Here is a 17,630-nt window from a genome sequence, read left to right as displayed (position 1 = left end):
CTGCTCGGTGCGGTCCGGGACCCGGAGGTCGCCGGACCCCCGGCGGGCCGGTCAGCGGGCCGTCAGGATGCGCGGCCCCGCGTCCGTGATGGCCACCGTGTGCTCGGCGTGGGCCGCTCGGGAACCGTCGTTCGTGCGCAGGGTCCAGCCGTCGGGGGCCGCGTGGTAGCCGTCGGTGCCGCCGCCGATGAGCATGGGCTCGATGGCGAGGACCATGCCGTGCCGCAGCGGGAGCCCCCGCCCGGGGCGGCCCTCGTTCGGGACCGGCGGGTCCTCGTGCATCCGGCGGCCCACGCCGTGGCCGCCGAACCCGTCCGGGATGCCGTACCCCGCCGCGCGGCAGACCGTGCCGACGGCGTGCGCGATGTCCCCGATGCGGTTGCCGACGACCGCGGCCTCGATGCCCGCGGCGAGCGCCCGCTCGGCGGTCTCCACCAGGCGCATGTCGGCGGCCCGCGCCGTGCCGACCACGAAACTGATCGCCGAGTCGCCCACCCAGCCGTTCAGTTCGGCGCCGAAGTCGATGGAGACCAGATCGCCGTCGCGCAGCCGGTAGTGGTCCGGCACGCCGTGCACGATCGCGTCGTTGACCGAGGCGCAGATGACCGCGGGGAACGGCGTGGGGGCGAAGGAGGGGCGGTACCCGAGGAAGGGCGAGTTCGCGCCCGCGTCCCGCAGGACCTGGTGCGCCACCTCGTCCAGCTCCAGGAGGGAGACGCCGACCGCGGCGGCGTCCCGCACCGCCGTCAGCGCACGGCCGACGACCTGGCCCGCCTCGTACATCTCGTCCATCGACGTGTCCGTCTTCAGTTCCACCATGCCAATTACTATACCGGTATTAGAATGGCGGCATGGTGCGTACCCCCTTGACCCCCGAAGAGCGTGAACGCGGCGAGCGGCTCGGGCAGTTGCTGCGCGAGGCCCGCGGTGCCCGCAGCATGGCGGCGGTCGCGGCCGTCGCCGGGATCTCCGCCGAGACGCTGCGCAAGATCGAGACCGGGCGCGCGCCCACCCCCGCCTTCTTCACGGTGGCGGCGCTGGCTCAGGCGCTCGGGCTGTCCATGGACGACCTCGTCGCGCGGTGCGCTCCCGCAGTGGTGGCGTGACGCCCGGGCCGTGCGGGCCCGCACACCTCCGTGCGCCCCGTGCGGGAGCCCTCTGCGTCCCGTCCGCAAACTCCCCGTAGCCGTCCCGTAACACGACTCGTGTTGTCTACCGGACCGAAGTGGTCCGTTCGGGCAGGGAGTCGTGTGATGGCCGTAGGACAACTCCCGGTGCAGATGCGGGATTTCGCCGAGTACCTGACCGGGCTGATGGCACGGCTCGACCAGGGCGCCGGCTGGTGCGGGGTCTTCTGGCAGCGAGATCCCGACGGCATGCGGGCGTGCCTGGACGGCTGGGAGGTCCCGCCCTGGGACGTCGTGGCGGCGCTCCTCCAGGACCTCGCCGCCGAGCTCGGCGACCGCGCGGCCGACGAGGAGGGCGAGCGGGCCCGCGCCCTGCACGGAGCCTCGCTCGCCGCGTACGACGCCCGGCCGGGCGGCCGCGACGCCCTGAGCGACCGACTCGACGTCATGCTTCGCGAACAGCGCTACGCGGCGGAACGCCAGGCCGAACTGAACCGGCAGCTCCCCTCGGCCGGCTCGGCGGAGGAGGCCGAGTCGATCCGCCTCGACCTCGCCTGGGCCCACGACGACCATGAACGCGCGTCGGCCCGCTGCGCGGAGCTCCGACGCCGCATGGTCGACCTCGACCGCCGCGCCCTGCGCCCCCACGCGCAGGGCGCGCCCGGTCTTCCGCCCAGGGCGAGCGGCGACGCGCTGCCGGCACTCCCACCGGACGGCCTGCGCACGGCGACGGGTGACGTGCGGTGGGACGCCGGTGCCGGTGCGGGCGCGCGGGGTACGGCGCGCCGCCCGCAGGCGGCCGAGCACAGCGCCCCGCACGCAAGCGGATACGACGGTCCGCAGGCAGAGGCATGGAGCGGCCCGCCCGCGGCGGCGCACGACCCGCACGCCCCACTCGGTGCCGGTGTCAGTGCCCCGCACAGCAGCCCGCACGCGTCCGCGGAGCCCTTGGCTTCCGGGGGCTCGCGCGGCCCGAGGCCCGCCGTCGAGCCCGCGGAAGCGTCCGGGAGCCCTCGCTCCATGGCCGAGACCACGACGCCCGTCCCCAAGCAGCGGTCGAAACGCCGCCCCCGGGGCAGCGCCCGTTTCGCCGGGATGATGGAGCAGGGCGACGCCCCCGAGGCCGTACCCCAGGCCGTGCGGGCGCTGCCCGCCCCCGCCGCACCGAGCGCCCGGCGCACCCCGCGCGGTGCCCGCTTCGCGGGGGCTGCCGAGGAACCCGAACAGCCACGCACGGCCCCGGTGGACGCGGACGCCCTGCGGGCCACCTCCGAGACCGTGGCGGTGCTGACTCGGCTGCGCGGCGAGCAACGGAGCGGCGAGGCGCACGCCCTGCTCGTCGAGGCCGCCTACTGGCCCGCCGCCCGCTTCCCGCTGCTCGCGGCCGAACTGCACCGCGCGGGCCTCGACGCGGACTGGGCGACGCTGCTGTGGGAGGCGGCCTCGCTGCCCGCCGACCGGCTGGTCGCCGCCGCCGACGCGCTCACCGCCGCGGGCCGGAGCGCCGACGGCCGCCAGATGCTGCGCCAGGGCGTCGCGCGGCCGGCGGCGGAGATCGGGGACGCCGTGCTCGGCCTGGCGGAGGACGGCCGCGACCGGGAGATCCGCGCGCTGCTCGGCGCGTACGTCCGCGTACGCACCCCGGAGGAGGTGGCCCGGAGCGCGGAAGCGGACCCGCAGCGGCTGGTCCCGCTGCTCCTGGAGGCCGCGCGGGAGGTGTCGGACGAGCGTCACTGGGACCTGGTCCACGCCCTCAGAGTGGCGGGCCACACGGCCTGACCCGCTCGTCGGGAGCGGGTCGCGTCTGTCGGCAGCGCGGCCCCCGTCCGGGGGAGGGTGACGTGATCCCGCCCGCACGCGGTGACCTGTCGCCCGGCAGTGTCACCGCCCCGCCGTCCGGCCGACGTCCCGACCGGCCTCGCGCGCCCGTCCCCGGCTGGCCCCCGGGTTCCTTCGCCCCCTCCGCCCCTACCCGTCCCAAGCCCCCGGGGGCTCCGCCCCCGGACCCCCGATCGGCCTGGACGGCCTCTTCCTCAAACGCCGGACGGGCTGAAAGGTGGCTCCCTGCCCTCAAGGCGGGACGGGAGCTGCCGCCGAGCGGGACGGGACGGGAGCCACGGCCGGACGGGCCGACGGCCAGCCCCCAGCCCCCAGCCCCACTCACACCCGCAGTCGCCTCCCTCACCGAAGGGGCCGTGCCGGTGCATCACATGCCCGTTGCGGACGGCTACACGAGCCGACCGGACCGCACAAGGGCTGCAACGGGCGGATCACCGGCACGGCCCCGACCCACCCACCGGCAGGCGCCCGACCGCCACCGCCGCCCTCCGGGCGGGTGTTTCCGACGGGGCGTCCGTGCAGTCACTCACCCGCTGGGGTAAGAAACGTGATCGACTCAGCGGGTTAACGACGATGGTCTTGGCAAGGCTCTCCCCGGGGCTTACTTTCGAGCCTCTACAGCCTTTGTCTACGGGCGTAGAGGCTCTCTGACGTCCCGTCGAAGGAGCAGCTCATGGCCAACGTCGTACGTGCCGCCCTGGTCCAGGCCACCTGGACCGGCGACACCGCATCCATGGTCGCCAAGCACGAGGAACACGCCCGCGAGGCGGCCCGTCAGGGCGCCAAGGTCATCGGATTCCAGGAAGTCTTCAACGCCCCGTACTTCTGCCAGGTCCAGGAGCCCGAGCACTACCGCTGGGCGGAGCCCGTGCCGGACGGCCCGACCGTCACGCGCATGAAGGAGCTCGCCCGCGAGACCGGCATGGTCGTCGTCGTGCCCGTGTTCGAGGTCGAGCAGTCCGGCTTCTACTTCAACACCGCGGCCGTGATCGACGCCGACGGCACCTACCTCGGCAAGTACCGCAAGCACCACATCCCCCAGGTGAAGGGCTTCTGGGAGAAGTACTACTTCAAACCGGGGAACCTGGGCTGGCCCGTCTTCGACACCGCCGTGGGCAGGATCGGCGTCTACATCTGCTACGACCGGCACTTCCCGGAGGGCTGGCGCCAGCTCGGCCTGAACGGCGCCCAGCTCGTGTACAACCCCTCCGCCACCTCCCGCGGTCTCTCCGCCTACCTGTGGCAGCTGGAACAGCCCGCGGCGGCCGTCGCCAACGAGTACTTCATCGCGGCGATCAACCGCGTCGGGCAGGAGGAGTACGGGGACAACGACTTCTACGGGACGTCGTACTTCGTCGACCCGCGCGGACAGTTCGTGGGGGACCCCGCGAGCGACAAGACCGAGGAACTCGTCGTCCGCGACCTCGACTTCGACCTGATCGAGGAAGTGCGACAGCAATGGGCGTTCTACCGGGACCGCCGTCCCGACGCGTACGAAGGGCTGGTGCAGCCGTGACGGACCTGTACGCGCGGCACAAGGCGGTGTTGCCGGACTGGCTCGCCCTCTACTACGAGGACCCGATCGAGATCACCCACGGCGAGGGCCGGCACGTCTGGGACGCCCAGGGCAACAAGTACCTGGACTTCTTCGGCGGCATCCTCACCACGATGACCGCGCACGCCCTGCCCGAGGTCACCAAGGCCGTCAGCGAACAGGCCGGCCGGATCATCCACACCTCGACCCTGTACCTCAACCGGCCGATGGTCGAACTCGCCGAGCGGATCGCCCAGCTGTCCGGCATCCCCGACGCCCGGGTCTTCTTCACCACCTCGGGCACCGAGGCCAACGACACCGCCCTGCTGCTCGCCACCGCCCACCGGCAGAGCAACCAGATCCTGGCGATGCGCAACAGCTATCACGGCCGCTCCTTCAGCGCCGTCGGCATCACCGGCAACAAGGGCTGGTCACCCACCTCGCTCTCGCCCCTCCAGACGCTCTACGTCCACGGCGGCGTGCGCACCCGCGGCCCCTACGCGGGTCTGGGGGACGCCGAGTTCATCGCGGCGTGCGTCGACGACCTGGAGGACCTGCTCGGCCACGTCCGCCCGCCCGCGGCCCTGATCGCCGAACCCATCCAGGGCGTCGGTGGCTTCACCGTGCCACCGGACGGCCTGTACGCGGCCTTCCGCGAGGTCCTCGACCGGCACGGCGTCCTGTGGATCGCGGACGAGGTGCAGACCGGATGGGGCCGCACCGGCGACCACTTCTGGGGCTGGCAGGCGCACGCCGACGCGGGACCCCCGGACATGCTCACCTTCGCCAAGGGCATCGGCAACGGCATGTCCATCGGCGGGGTCGTCGCCCGGGCCGAGATCATGAACAGCCTCGACTCCAACTCGATCTCCACCTTCGGCGGCTCGCCGGTCACGATGGCGGCGGGGCTCGCGAACCTCGGCTACCTCCTCGAACACGACCTCCAGGGCAACGCCCGACGGGTCGGCGGTCTGCTCGTCGAGCGGCTCCGCGCGATCGCCGCGCAGCTCGACGGCGTACGCGAAGTCCGCGGACGCGGGCTGATGATCGGCGTCGAACTGGTCAAGGCGGGCAGCGACGAGGCGAACCCGGAAGCGGCCGCGGCCGTCCTCGAAGCGGCCCGCGAGGAGGGTCTGCTGATCGGCAAGGGCGGCGGCCACAACACCAGCGTGCTGCGCATCGCGCCGCCGCTGTCCCTCACCGTCGCGGAGGCGGAGGAGGGCGCGGCGATCCTGGAGCGCGCCCTGCGGCGCGCCCAGTAGCAGCACGGCGAAGGAGAGCCGAGCACGGCCGGCCTCCCCCGGCACGGGCGACGGCGCCCCGGAGCGAACCGAGCCAAGGACATAAGGGGAACGTCGTCATGACCACCGCCTTGGAACCCGCCCTGTCGGTACGCCAGGTCCTCACCCTGGACCGGGTGCTCGCCGGAGAGCCCGAGGTGGTGGCCGGGGCGGGCAACCTCGACCGGCCGGTGCGCTGGGTGCACGTCGCCGAGGCCGCCGACGTGGGCGTCATGCTCAGCGGTGGCGAAATGGTGCTCACCACGGGCGTGTTGCTCGCCGGGGACCCCGACGCGCAGGCCGAGTACATCCGTTCCCTGCACCGCGCGGAGGCCGCGGCCGTGGTCCTCGGGCTCGGCCGGGCCTTCCCCGCACCGCCCGACGTGATGCGCCGGGCCGCGGAGCGGTGCGGGCTGCCCATGGTGGTGCTGCACCGGCCGTTCCCCTTCGCCGAGTTGACGGAGGAGGTGCAGTCCCGGCTGGTGCGCAGCAAGTTCGCGGCCGTCAGCCTCTCCGAGGCCGTGCGCACGGCGCTCACCGGGCTCGTCACCGCGGGCGCCCCGCTGCAACGGATGCTCGACGAGATCGCCGGGCACGCCGCCTGCCCCGTCGTCGTCACCAACCTCGCGCACCGGGTGCTCGCCACGGCGGGCGAGCGGTCCGCGGTGGACGACGTGCTGCGGGACTGGGAGCGCATCGCGCGGCAGGCGGGCGGGAGCGAGGGCGACGGGTGGATCCGCGCCGAGCTGGGCGGGCGCGGAGAGCGCTGGGGCCGCATCGTGCTGTGCGGGTACCGCGGCGACGACGCGACCGGGAGGCTGCTCGCCGACCGCGCCGCCGAGGCACTGGTCCTGCACCGGATGCTCGGCGGCTCCGTGCACACCTGGGAGGAGGAGTCGGCGCAGGGTCTGCTGACCGACCTGGTGAGCGGTGTCGTACCGGTCCGGCAGCTGCTGCCCAGGGCGCGGGCGGCCGGACTGCCCGTCAACCGGCGGACGTTCGTCCCACTGGTCGTGCCCGACGGCGACCCCGCACAACTCGACCGCGTCCTCCGGCTGGTCGGCCTTCCCGGGCTCGTCGCCGAACTCGCGGACGGGGCCACGGCCGTCCTGCTCAGCCTCGCCCGCGATCAGGACGCGGAGGCGCTGGCCGCGCACTTCGCCGCCCGGCTGCGCCACGAGACCGGCACCCGTACGACCGTGGCCGCCGCCTCCCCCCGCATCGCCTGGGACGACGTACCGGGCGGCCTGCGCGAGGCCCTGCACGTCGCCGAGGCCGCCGCCGACGCGCCCGCCGACGAGGACCGTCCGGTGCTGGTGCGACTGCGGGACGTTCATCTGCGCGGCCTGGTCCGGCTGTTGCGCGACGATCCGCACGTCCAGTCCTTCGCCGAGCGGGAGCTCGACGGGCTGCTGTGCGGGGCCGACGCGGAGCAGGAGCTGCTGCCGGTGCTGCGGACGTACCTCGCGACCGGCCGCAACAAGTCGCGCACCGCCCAGCTCCACCACGTCAGCAGGCCCGCCCTGTACCGCAGGCTGGAGGCCATACAGACGCGTCTGGGCGTCGACCTGGACGATTTCGAGCAGGCCGCGTCCGTGCACATCGCACTGCTCGCGCACGACGCGCAACAACACCGGGAGCACGCCCCGCGCCACCGGTGGGACCACGACGGGCAACGACACGGAAACACCGGACGACTCAGGTGAAACATGGGACGACGCAAGGGTGACACGGTGCAACGGCCGGGCGTCTCAGACGTGACACGGTGCAACTCAAAGCCGCCGTCCGGGCTTCCTAGGCTCCTCGCACACCGAGCGACCGGAGGTCCCGATGAGCAGAGTGATCCGCGCCGCCGTCTTCCAGACCGCATGGACCGGCGACAAGGAATCGATGATCCAGGTCCACGAGCAGGCGGCGCGCGACGCGGCCGCGCAGGGCGCCCAGGTCCTGTGCTTCCAGGAGCTGTTCTACGGGCCGTACTTCTGCCAGGTCCAGGACAAGGCGTTCTACGCGTACGCCGAGCAGATCCCCGAGGGCCCCATCGTGCGCCGCTTCCAGGCGCTGGCGAACGAGCTGGGCATCGTCCTCGTCCTGCCGATGTACGAGGAGGAGCAGCCCGGCGTCCTGTACAACACCGCGGCCGTGATCGACGCCGACGGCTCGTACCTCGGCAAGTACCGCAAGACCCACATCCCCCAGGTCCCGGGATTCTGGGAGAAGTTCTACTTCCGGCCCGGCAACTCCGGCTGGCCCGTCTTCGACACGGCGGTCGGCAGGATCGGGGTCTACATCTGCTACGACCGGCACTTTCCCGAGGGCTGGCGCGCGCTGGGCCTCGCCGGTGCCGAGATCGTCTTCAACCCGTCGGCCACCTCCCGCGGCCTGTCCGGCTATCTGTGGCAGCTGGAGCAGCCGGCGGCGGCCGCCGCCAACGAGTACTTCATCGGCGCGATCAACCGGGTCGGCGTCGAGGAGCACGGCGACAACGACTTCTACGGGACCTCGTACTTCGTGGACCCGGAAGCCCAGTTCGTCGGCGAGGTGGCAGGCGACAAGGAGACGGAACTCGTCGTCCGCGACCTGGACCTCGCCAAGCTTCGCGAAGTCCGCGACCGCTGGCAGTTCTACCGCGACCGCGCACCGGGCACGTACGGGCCGCTGACCGCTCCGTAGGCGCGTCGCGTCCCGCGGGCCCGGCACACGGGGGGCGGGCCCGCGGGGCCGCGCGCGGCCCCGCCCCTCCCACCGGCTTTCCCCCGAGGAAACAGCGTTGACCCCAGCCCTTGACAGCTTCGGTATTCCCTCAGTGCACGCACGACCGGAAGGAGAGGGAGCATGAGCCGTACCGTCATCCGTGGTGGACTCGTCATCACCGCGTCCGACGAGATCCACGCCGACGTCCTGATCGAGGACGGCCGGATCGCCGCCCTCGCCGCGACGGGCACTCCCGCGGCCGAGGCGTGGACGGCCGAACGGACCATCGACGCCACCGGCAAGTACGTCATCCCGGGCGGCGTGGACGCCCACACCCACATGGAACTGCCCTTCGGCGGTACCTTCGCCTCCGACACCTTCGAGACCGGCACCCGGGCCGCGGCCTGGGGCGGCACCACGACCATCATCGACTTCGCGGTCCAGAGCGTCGGCCGCTCGCTGCGCGAGGGCCTCGACACCTGGAACGCGAAGGCCGACGGCAACTGCGCCATCGACTACGGCTTCCACATGATCGTCTCCGACGTGAACCAGGAGACGCTCAAGGAGATGGACCTGCTGGTGGAGGAGGGCGTCACCTCCTTCAAGCAGTTCATGGCCTACCCCGGGGTCTTCTACAGCGACGACGGCCAGATCCTGCGCGCCATGCAGCGCTCCGCCGAGAACGGCGGACTGATCATGATGCACGCCGAGAACGGCATCGCGATCGACGTGCTCGTCGAACAGGCGCTGGCCCGCGGCGAGACCGACCCGCGCTTCCACGGAGAGGTCCGCAAGGCACTCCTGGAGGCGGAGGCCACCCACCGCGCCATCAAACTGGCCCAGGTCGCGGGCGCCCCGCTGTACGTCGTGCACGTCTCGGCACAGGAGGCCGTCGCGGAGCTGACACGGGCGCGCGACGAGGGCCTGAACGTCTTCGGCGAGACCTGCCCGCAGTACCTGTTCCTGTCGACGGACAACCTGGCCGAGCCGGACTTCGAGGGCTCGAAGTACGTGTGCAGCACGCCTCTTCGTCCCAAGGAGCACCAGGCGGCCCTGTGGCGGGGGCTGCGCACCAACGACCTCCAGGTCGTCTCGACGGACCACTGCCCCTTCTGCTTCGTGGGTCAGAAGGAGCTCGGCCGGGGTGACTTCTCGAAGATCCCCAACGGCCTGCCGGGCGTCGAGAACCGCATGGACCTGCTCCACCAGGCCGTCGTCGACGGGCACATCTCACGCCGCCGGTGGATCGAGATCGCCTGCGCCACCCCGGCGCGGATGTTCGGCCTGTACCCGAAGAAGGGCACGATCGCGCCCGGCGCGGACGCCGACGTCGTCATCTACGACCCGCACGCCGAGCAGGTCATGTCGGTCGAGACACACCACATGAACGTCGACTACTCGGCGTACGAGGGCAAGCGCGTCACCGGACGGGTCGAGTCCGTGCTCTCGCGCGGCGAACCGGTCATCACGGAGCGGGAGTTCACCGGACGCGCGGGGCACGGCGTCTACACCCCCCGCTCCACCTGTCAGTACCTTCTCTGAGCGACCAGGAGTGGCGCCATGGACTTCGGACTCGTCCTGCAGACCGACCCCCCTGCCTCCCGCGTCATCGAGTTGATGAAGCGGGCCGAGGACAACGGCTTCAGCTACGGATGGACCTTCGACTCCGCCGTGCTGTGGCAGGAACCCTTCGTGATCTACAGTCAGATCCTCGCGCACACCGAGCGGCTGACGGTCGGACCGATGGTCACCAACCCCGGTACGCGCACCTGGGAGGTCACCGCCTCCACCTTCGCGACGCTCAACGACATGTACGGCAACCGCACGGTGTGCGGCATCGGGCGCGGTGACTCTGCGATGCGCGTCGCCGGACGCAAGCCCAACACCCTCGCCCGGATAAGCGAGGCGATGAAGGTGATCCGCGCACTCGCGCGCGGCGACGAGGCCGACCTCGGTGGCACCGTCGTCAGGTTCCCCTGGGTCCGGCCCGGCGCCGAACTCCCCGTCTGGATGGCCGCGTACGGCCCGAAGGCCCTCAAGATGACCGGCGAGGAGGCCGACGGCTTCATCCTCCAGCTCGCCGACCTCTACCTCACCGAGTACATGGTCAAGGCGGTGAAGGACGCCGCGGCCGCGGCCGGCCGCGACCCGTCCGACGTGAAGATCTGCGTGGCGGCACCCGCGTACGTCACCGAGGACGACTCGCCCGAAGCGCTCGCCCACGCGCGGGAACAGTGCCGCTGGTTCGGCGGCATGGTCGGCAACCACGTCGCCGACCTCGTCGCCAAGTACGGCGAGCACTCCGGCGCCGTACCCGACGAACTCACCGACTACATCAAGGCCCGCGAGGGCTACGACTACTCCCACCACGGACGCGCCGACAACCCCGACACCGCGTTCGTGCCCGACGAGATCGTCGACCGGTTCTGCCTGATCGGCACACCCGGACGGCACATCGAGAAGCTGAACGCGCTCCGTGCGCTGGGCGTCGACCAGTTCGCCGTCTACGACATGCACGACGCGCAGGAGGCCACCATCGACGCGTACGGCGACGAGGTCATCCCCGCCGTCAACGGCTAGCGGCCTCCCGTCCCCCGTACGGGATCCCCGTCCCCGTACATCCCCTGCGAACTCCCCCTTCCCGCCGTCCCGGGGAGGGGGTCAGGACGCTCCGAGCAGGTTCGTCACGGGACACCTCCGCCGGTGTCCCCAGGAGTGCACCCCCCATCGGCGCCACCCGCACGGCCTCTCCCGTCCCACCTCCTTCGATTGGCCTGCCCATGACCGACACCGCTCCCATGGCCATACCGCCGACCTCCCAAGTCACCCTCGCCGACGGCCGGGTGGAGATCGCCCCTGGTTCGCCGCAGCCCAGCGGCCCGTACGCCAACGATGACCTGCTGCCCGTCCCCGCCGAGAAGCGCACCTGGACCACCTACAACTTCTCGGCTCTGTGGGTCGGCATGGCCCACAACACCGCCTCGTGGACCCTGGCCTCCGGCCTGATCGCCGTCGGCATGGACTGGAAGCAGGCCGTCCTCACCATCGCCCTGGCCAATCTGATCGTGCTGGTCCCGATGCTGCTCACCGGGCACGCCGGACCCAAGTACGGCATCCCCTTCCCCGTCTTCGCGCGCGCCTCCTTCGGCATTCGCGGCGCCAACCTCCCTGCCGTGGTGCGGGCGTTGGTGGCCTGCGGCTGGTTCGGAATCCAGACCTGGATCGGCGGCGAGGCCATCTACTTCCTCGCCGGGAAGCTCTTCGGCGACGGCTGGGCGAACGCCTCGCAGATCGGCGGTCACGCCTGGACGATGTGGCTGTCCTTCGCGATCTTCTGGGCGCTCCAGGTCGCGATCATCTACCGGGGCATGGAGACGATCCGCCGCTTCGAGAACTGGGCCGCGCCCTTCGTGCTCGTCGGCGCGGGCGTGATGCTCTGGTGGATGAGCAGCAAGGCCGGCGGCTTCGGCCCGCTGTTCGACCAGCCCTCCGCGCTCGGCTGGGGCGGGGACTTCTGGAAGCTGTTCTGGCCCTCCCTCATGGGCATGATCGGCTTCTGGTCCACGTTGTCCCTGAACATCCCGGACTTCACCCGGTACGGCAGGAGCCAGAAGGCGCAGACGTGGGGCCAGGCCCTCGGCCTGCCGACCACGATGACCCTCTTCGCCTTCCTCTCCGTGCTGGTGACCTCCGGCTCGCAGGCGGTGTACGGCAAGCCGGTCTGGGACCCGGTCCAGCTCGCCGCCAAGACCGACAACGTGGTGGGGCTGCTGTACGCGCTGGTGACCGTGCTGGTGGCGACCCTGTCCGTGAACATCGCGGCCAATCTGGTCTCACCGGCCTTCGACTTCTCCAACGTCGCGCCGCGGAAGGTCAGTTTCCGTATGGGCGCCCTCGTCACCTGCGTGCTCGGCGTGCTCATCTTCCCGTGGAAGCTGTACGCGGACCCGCAGGGCTACATCTTCACCTGGCTCGGCCTCGTCGGCGGCCTGCTCGGCACGGTCGCCGGCATCCTCATCGCCGACTACTGGATCCTGCGCCGCACCCGGCTCGACCTGGTGGACCTGTATCGCACCGGCGGCCGCTACTGGTACGACGGCGGCTGGAACTGGCGGGCCGTCGTCGCCTTCGTCACCGGCGGCGTCCTGGCCGTCGGCGGCGCCGACTTCCATCCGCTGGTCGACGGACGGCCGATCCCGGCGCTGGAACCCCTGGCCGACTACGGCTGGGCGGTCGGCCTCGGCACCTCATTGGTGCTGTACCTGGTGTTGATGCTGCTGCGCGGCAGGCAGGAGACCGCAGCCTGACGCGCTCCGGAGGACGGTCAGCCCTTCTGGCCGTCCTCCAGCGCGGCCACCGCCGCCTTGGCCGCCTTGATGGCGCCCTTGTTGATCTCGTCGGTGCCGGGTGCCTTCTTCGTCTCGAAGTCGCTGCCGTTGTAGGTGATGATCACCACCACGTTCGACGCGCGGGCGATCACCACCCCCTCACGGGTCTGCTGCTTGTTCTCGGTGGTGAGGTTCACGACGGAGTACGCCGAGTCGCCGAGCCCGGGAACCGCCCCTCCGCCGCTCTTGTCCGCGATGCGGCCTTCGTACCCCTTCTGTGCCGCTTGGTCCGACTCCTTGATCTCGTACGAGACGTCGAGCCAGCGGTAGTCGAACCCCTTCAGGGCGTTCCAGGAACAGGTACGACGCACCGACTTGTCCGTCGACGGAATCTCCTGGCCTGCCGTCTTGGCGCCCGGGACCAGGGACTTGAGCGTGGCCGTCGGCACGCTCGTGCAGGGCGCGGGCGACGTGGTGAACGTCCTGGTGGCCGCCGACGTCGACGGCGCGGACGCCGTACTGGTCTTCTTCTGGGACGATTTGTGCTCCGCGGTGGGGGCCGCGGCGAACGGGCCGGACGTCAGGGCCCAGCCCGCCGAGGCGAGCACGGCCACGGGCAGCAGACGCGCGGTGAGGGCGAGCGGCAGAGGAAGAGAACGCACGGCTCACTTCTCGTGGGGGACGGTGCGGAGCAGGTCCGCACTGCGGACGGGACGCCAGTGTCACACGAGTCCCTGTGGGGCGGAAGTGCCAACTCGCTCCGTGCCTGTGCGGTGACAGCGGGGACACCATGCGCGCGCGGTGACGGCGGGACACCGGCTCACGGTCCGTCAGACGCTCCGCCGCGCGCTCCGCCGTCCGGTCACGAGCCACACCGCCGCCCGGAGCCGGACGCCGCGGGCCGTCTCGTACGGGCGCAGGGTGTCCTCCAGCGCGGCGCGGACATCGGGCGCGATCGGCTCGCCCGGCGTGCGGGACAGGAGGAACCGCACCGCGTCCGGGGCGTCGCGTCCCCACACCGTCTCCGTGTCGACCGGCGTCACCGACACGTCCTCGTACACGCTCAGCGCCTCGCGGATCCGTGCCGGGTCGGACAGTGAGGCCATCGCGGTCATCGCGGCGTGAGCGGACTGCGCGGCCGCACGGGTCCGCCGGTCCTCCGGGGCCGGAGCGGTGTCCGTGCCGGTGCGGGCACCGCCTTCCGTGGCCGGGTCCGGCCCGCCGCGCGCACCGGAGCGTTGTCCGGCGGCCCGTGCGGCTCCTTCCAGAAGGCCCGCGAAGAGGCCGAGGGCCCGCGACTCCTCCACGTCCGGACCCGCCGGCCGCGGGCAGACGAACGCGAGCCGGCCCCCGGGCCGCAACGCCCGTGCCAGATTCCGGAACGCGGCCGCGTGATCCGCGAAGAACATCACACCGCCCCGGCTGATCAGCACGTCGTACCCGGCGGGCGGGAAGGGGTGGACCTGCGCGTCGGCGAGCTCGTACGCCGCGTTCGGGACACCCTCGGCCGCGGTGATCTCCCGCGCCCTGGCGAGCAGCGGCGCCGAGATGTCCACCCCGACCGCGTGCCCGGTCGCGGCGAGCCGTGCCGCGATCCGTGTGGTCGCCCCGGCGCCGCAGCCCACGTCCAGGACGCGGTCGCCCGGTGCGATGTCCGCGCCCGCGAACAGCGCGTCGTTCACGCCGGAGACCATCGTGTCGTACCGCTCCGGATGGGCGGCCCAGTGCGCCCCGACGGGGCCGTTCCAGGCCATGGCCTGGACGGAGTTGGCGATCGTGGTCACGACGCCTCCCGGACCCGGCGCACGGGCAGGGCGCTCTCGATGCGGTCGACGGCGGCGAACGCGCCGTACGCCACGAGATGCACCAGGCAATGGTCGGAGTGCTCCGGTCCGCGCCAAGCCGACACGTCCTCGTCCGTGATCCGGTACGGAGCGAGGGCGGCCAGCAGCGCGAGACGTGCCCCGGGGCGGGACCGGTCCGGAAGGGCGTCCCACGCGAGCGGCGGGTGCGCGCCGTCCCACTGCCCGACCACGTCCTGTACGAGAAGCCGGTCGGCCTCGTCGAGCAGTCCCGCGCCCTGGAGGGCGGCGCTCTGCAGGGCGGCGTAGGCGGGACCGACGGAGGTGCCGAGCGCCCAGCCGGGACCGGGGTCCGCGGTGTCGAGCAGCGTCGTCCCCGCGCCCGGGGCCGGGCGGCGGCGCACCGTCCGGGAGAACGAGCGTCCCGCCAGACTCCGCACCGCCCGGAACCGCTGGATGTTGCCCGGCAGCAGGTTCTCCGTCAGCAGCGCCGACACGATCCGGTTGATGAAGTGGAAGGAGAGCACGGTGCCGATGAACGCGGGGGCGTGCGCCGCGGGGAAGGGGTACGGCTTCAGCTCCCGCGCGCCGGGGATCCGGGTCGCCCGGCCCCAGGCCAGCACTCGCGCGTGCTCCGCGTCGGCGGGCGTGCCGCCGCGGGCCACCGTCTCCGCGAGCGCGTGGTCGCCGGTGGCGTGCAGCAGCATCGTGTGCGCGTCCACGCAGAACGGGCAGCGGTTCGCCTGGGACACCCCGAGTGCCGCGAGCTCCTTCTCCGCCCGCCCGCCGGCGCCCGCGACGAGCGACTCGCGCATCAACGCCCAGGAGGCGGCCATGAGTTCGGGTGCGGAGGAGAGGACCACGAAGGTCGGCGGACGCGCGATGCCGAAGTCGTCGGAGAGCTGGGCGTAGACCTCGGCGGTCCGTCCCGTCGCCGCGTCGGGCGGCGGCGGGGTGGTGTACCGGAAGGGGCCGGAGAGCGGCATGTCGTGCCTCCTGGGTCGGGCGAGAGCGGCACCTGTGGCGGCGCCGGATGCCGTGTGCTGTGCCGTGAGAACCCTCGCCCGGCCGGGGCCCCGGGGGCGTCGTACGCCCGGAGTCAATGCGGACTGCTCCACCGGGCCCGGGAAAGGCCCGGCCTACTCCGCCGGGAGTACTCCGGGCGCCCTCCACAGGTCTGACGCGGGTGTCGTCCCCGCCGCATAAAGTGCCGTCCATGCAGCTCGACCGGGCCACCCGCAGGCGCCTGGCCGACATGGCCCTCGCGGTCGTCGTCGGCGCGCTCGTGCTGACCGCGGCCGCCTTCGACGCCGACACGACCCCCGTCGACCTCGTCCTCGTCGCCCTCGGCTCACTGGCCCTCGCCGCCTACCGCAGCACCCCGCGCGCCGTGCTGGCGATCACCACGGTCACCACCACCGCGTACGTCGTGCACGCCCACCCCGGCTCGCTGTCCGCGCTCCCGGTGCTGAGCGCGGTCCACACGGCGGCACGAGCCGGTCGCCGCGGAGTGGCCGCGCTGGCGAGCGTCGTGTTCCTCGCGGGCTTCGCGACCGCGGGGCCCACGACCCAGGAGCTCGTGGAGCGGACGACGCTGCTCACCGGCTGGTTCCTCTGCGCCCTGGTCACCGGCCTCGTCGACCGGAACTGGCAGGCGTATCTGCGGCAGACGGAGCAGCGCGCCCTGGAGGCCGAACGCACCCGCGAGGAGGCGGCCCTGCGGCGTGCCGGCGAGGAGCGGCTGCGCATCGCACGGGAGTTGCACGACTCGCTCACGCACAGCATCTCGATCGTCAAGCTCCAGGCCGGGGTGGCCGTGCACCTCGCCCGCAAACGCGGCGAGGAGATTCCGCCCGCGCTGCTCGCCATCCAGGAGGCGAGCGGCGAGGCGATGCGCGAACTGCGCTCCACCCTGGAGGTGTTGCGCACCGACGAGCCGACCGGCACACCGGCCGTGCTCGTGGAGCGGGCGCGCGCCGCGGGCCTCGCCGTCGACCTCCGGGTGACCGGCGAGGAACGGCCGCTGACGGCGACCGTGGACCGTGCCGCGTACCGCATCGTGCAGGAGGCCCTCACCAATGCCGCCCGGCATGCGGGACCCGCCAAGGTCCTGGTCGAACTCGGTTACGCACAACAGGAGTTGACGATCAGTGTCGACGACGACGGCACCGCACGGCCCTCCTGCGCGCCCGTCCCCGGCATCGGACTGACCGGAATGCGCGAGCGGGTCCAGGCCCTGGGCGGCACCCTGCACGCCGCCCCGCGCACCGAGGGCGGCTTCTCGGTCCGGGCCGCCCTTCCGCTGTGCCCGCCCGGGGACGCCCCGTGATCAGGGTGGCGCTCGTCGACGACCAGGCCCTCATGCGCGCCGGCTTCCGCGCCCTGCTGGAGGCGGAGGACGGCATCGAGGTGGTCGGCGAGGCCGCCGACGGCGAGCAGGGGCTCGCGCTCGTCCGCGCGCAGATCCCCGACATCGCCCTCGTCGACGTGCAGATGCCCGTGATGACGGGCATCGAGGCGACCCGCCGTATCGCGGCCGACCCCGCGCTCTCCGGCGTACGCGTCGTCATCCTCACCAACTACGGCCTGGACGAGTACGTCTTCGAGGCGCTGCGGGCCGGCGCCAGCGGGTTTCTGCTGAAGGACACCGAACCGGCCGATCTGCTCCAGGCCATCGAGGTCGTCGCGCTCGGCGAGGCGCTGCTGTCCCCGTCCGTGACCCGGACACTGATCGGGGAGTTCGTGGCCCGTCCCCCCGACCGGGCCACCGCGCCGGGACTCGAATGCCTCACCCGTCGCGAGCGCGAGGTCACCGCACTCGCCGCGCGCGGCCTGACCAACGAGGAGATCGCCGCGCACATGGTGATCAGTCCGCTGACGGCCAAGACCCACATCAGCCGCGCGATGACGAAGCTGGGTGCCCGCGACCGCGCCCAACTGGTCGTCTTCGCCTACGAGTCGGGCCTCGTCACGGCACGTGGGCACACGGAGTGAGGGCGTCCGTCGAGGCGGCCTCGTGCGATCAT

The 17,630-nt window shown here is 72.3% G+C and carries 15 protein-coding genes; 11 read left to right on the top strand and 4 right to left on the bottom strand.

Annotated elements, in window-relative coordinates:
* Nucleotides 1–51: 51 nt before the first annotated feature.
* A complete protein-coding gene (map, locus tag ACZ4IF_RS09275; protein ID WP_467561008.1) occupies nucleotides 52–819 on the bottom strand; it encodes a type I methionyl aminopeptidase in 768 nt (255 codons plus the stop codon).
* A 32-nt stretch (nucleotides 820–851) separates the two neighbouring features.
* On the opposite strand from map, the gene ACZ4IF_RS09270 reads away from it, so the two are divergent.
* From ACZ4IF_RS09270 to ACZ4IF_RS09230, 9 genes are all read left to right on the top strand, one after another.
* Entirely contained in the window at nucleotides 852–1,106 is a 255-nt protein-coding gene (locus ACZ4IF_RS09270) for a helix-turn-helix domain-containing protein (protein WP_467561006.1), read from the top strand.
* A gap of 147 nt (nucleotides 1,107–1,253) precedes the next feature.
* The gene (locus ACZ4IF_RS09265; protein ID WP_467561004.1) at nucleotides 1,254–2,906 is read left to right on the top strand and encodes a hypothetical protein; all 1,653 of its coding nucleotides are present in this window, start codon (nucleotides 1,254–1,256) and stop codon (nucleotides 2,904–2,906) included.
* Between the two features lie 733 nt (nucleotides 2,907–3,639).
* Entirely contained in the window at nucleotides 3,640–4,482 is an 843-nt protein-coding gene (locus ACZ4IF_RS09260; RefSeq protein ID WP_095937545.1) for a nitrilase-related carbon-nitrogen hydrolase, read from the top strand.
* Entirely contained in the window at nucleotides 4,479–5,762 is a 1,284-nt protein-coding gene (locus ACZ4IF_RS09255) for an aspartate aminotransferase family protein (protein WP_467561002.1), read from the top strand. The genes ACZ4IF_RS09260 and ACZ4IF_RS09255 overlap by 4 nt, the downstream gene beginning before the upstream one ends.
* Nucleotides 5,763–5,860: 98 nt before the next feature.
* A complete protein-coding gene (locus tag ACZ4IF_RS09250; protein WP_467561000.1) occupies nucleotides 5,861–7,486 on the top strand; it encodes a PucR family transcriptional regulator in 1,626 nt (541 codons plus the stop codon).
* Nucleotides 7,487–7,610: 124 nt separating this feature from the next.
* On the top strand, nucleotides 7,611–8,453 hold the full coding sequence (locus ACZ4IF_RS09245; RefSeq protein ID WP_467560998.1) for a nitrilase-related carbon-nitrogen hydrolase: 843 nt from the start codon (nucleotides 7,611–7,613) through the stop codon (nucleotides 8,451–8,453).
* Nucleotides 8,454–8,615: 162 nt separating this feature from the next.
* Entirely contained in the window at nucleotides 8,616–10,016 is a 1,401-nt protein-coding gene (gene hydA / locus ACZ4IF_RS09240; RefSeq protein ID WP_359495088.1) for a dihydropyrimidinase, read from the top strand.
* A gap of 18 nt (nucleotides 10,017–10,034) precedes the next feature.
* The gene (locus ACZ4IF_RS09235; protein ID WP_467560996.1) at nucleotides 10,035–11,054 is read left to right on the top strand and encodes a TIGR03842 family LLM class F420-dependent oxidoreductase; all 1,020 of its coding nucleotides are present in this window, start codon (nucleotides 10,035–10,037) and stop codon (nucleotides 11,052–11,054) included.
* Nucleotides 11,055–11,254: 200 nt separating this feature from the next.
* A complete protein-coding gene (locus ACZ4IF_RS09230) occupies nucleotides 11,255–12,781 on the top strand; it encodes an NCS1 family nucleobase:cation symporter-1 (protein WP_467560994.1) in 1,527 nt (508 codons plus the stop codon).
* 17 nt (nucleotides 12,782–12,798) lie between these two features.
* Here ACZ4IF_RS09230 and ACZ4IF_RS09225 read toward each other — a convergent pair whose 3' ends face one another.
* From ACZ4IF_RS09225 to ACZ4IF_RS09215, 3 genes are all read right to left on the bottom strand, one after another.
* The gene (locus ACZ4IF_RS09225; protein ID WP_467560992.1) at nucleotides 12,799–13,464 is read right to left on the bottom strand and encodes a hypothetical protein; all 666 of its coding nucleotides are present in this window, start codon (nucleotides 13,462–13,464) and stop codon (nucleotides 12,799–12,801) included.
* A 168-nt stretch (nucleotides 13,465–13,632) separates the two neighbouring features.
* Entirely contained in the window at nucleotides 13,633–14,586 is a 954-nt protein-coding gene (locus ACZ4IF_RS09220; protein ID WP_467560990.1) for a class I SAM-dependent methyltransferase, read from the bottom strand.
* The gene (locus tag ACZ4IF_RS09215; RefSeq protein WP_467560988.1) at nucleotides 14,583–15,590 is read right to left on the bottom strand and encodes a carboxymuconolactone decarboxylase family protein; all 1,008 of its coding nucleotides are present in this window, start codon (nucleotides 15,588–15,590) and stop codon (nucleotides 14,583–14,585) included. Before ACZ4IF_RS09215 ends, ACZ4IF_RS09220 begins: the two co-directional genes overlap by 4 nt.
* A gap of 230 nt (nucleotides 15,591–15,820) precedes the next feature.
* Between ACZ4IF_RS09215 and ACZ4IF_RS09210 the strand changes: the two genes are divergently transcribed.
* Nucleotides 15,821–16,933, top strand: a complete 1,113-nt coding sequence (locus tag ACZ4IF_RS09210) for a sensor histidine kinase (RefSeq protein ID WP_467560986.1) — start codon at nucleotides 15,821–15,823, stop codon at nucleotides 16,931–16,933.
* Nucleotides 16,930–17,598, top strand: a complete 669-nt coding sequence (locus ACZ4IF_RS09205; RefSeq protein WP_359495104.1) for a response regulator transcription factor — start codon at nucleotides 16,930–16,932, stop codon at nucleotides 17,596–17,598. The genes ACZ4IF_RS09210 and ACZ4IF_RS09205 overlap by 4 nt, the downstream gene beginning before the upstream one ends.
* The last annotated feature ends 32 nt before the right edge of the window (nucleotides 17,599–17,630 follow it).

The organism is Streptomyces sp. NPDC025784 (assembly GCF_055558435.1).
This window is presented reverse-complemented; position numbering and strand designations above follow the sequence as displayed.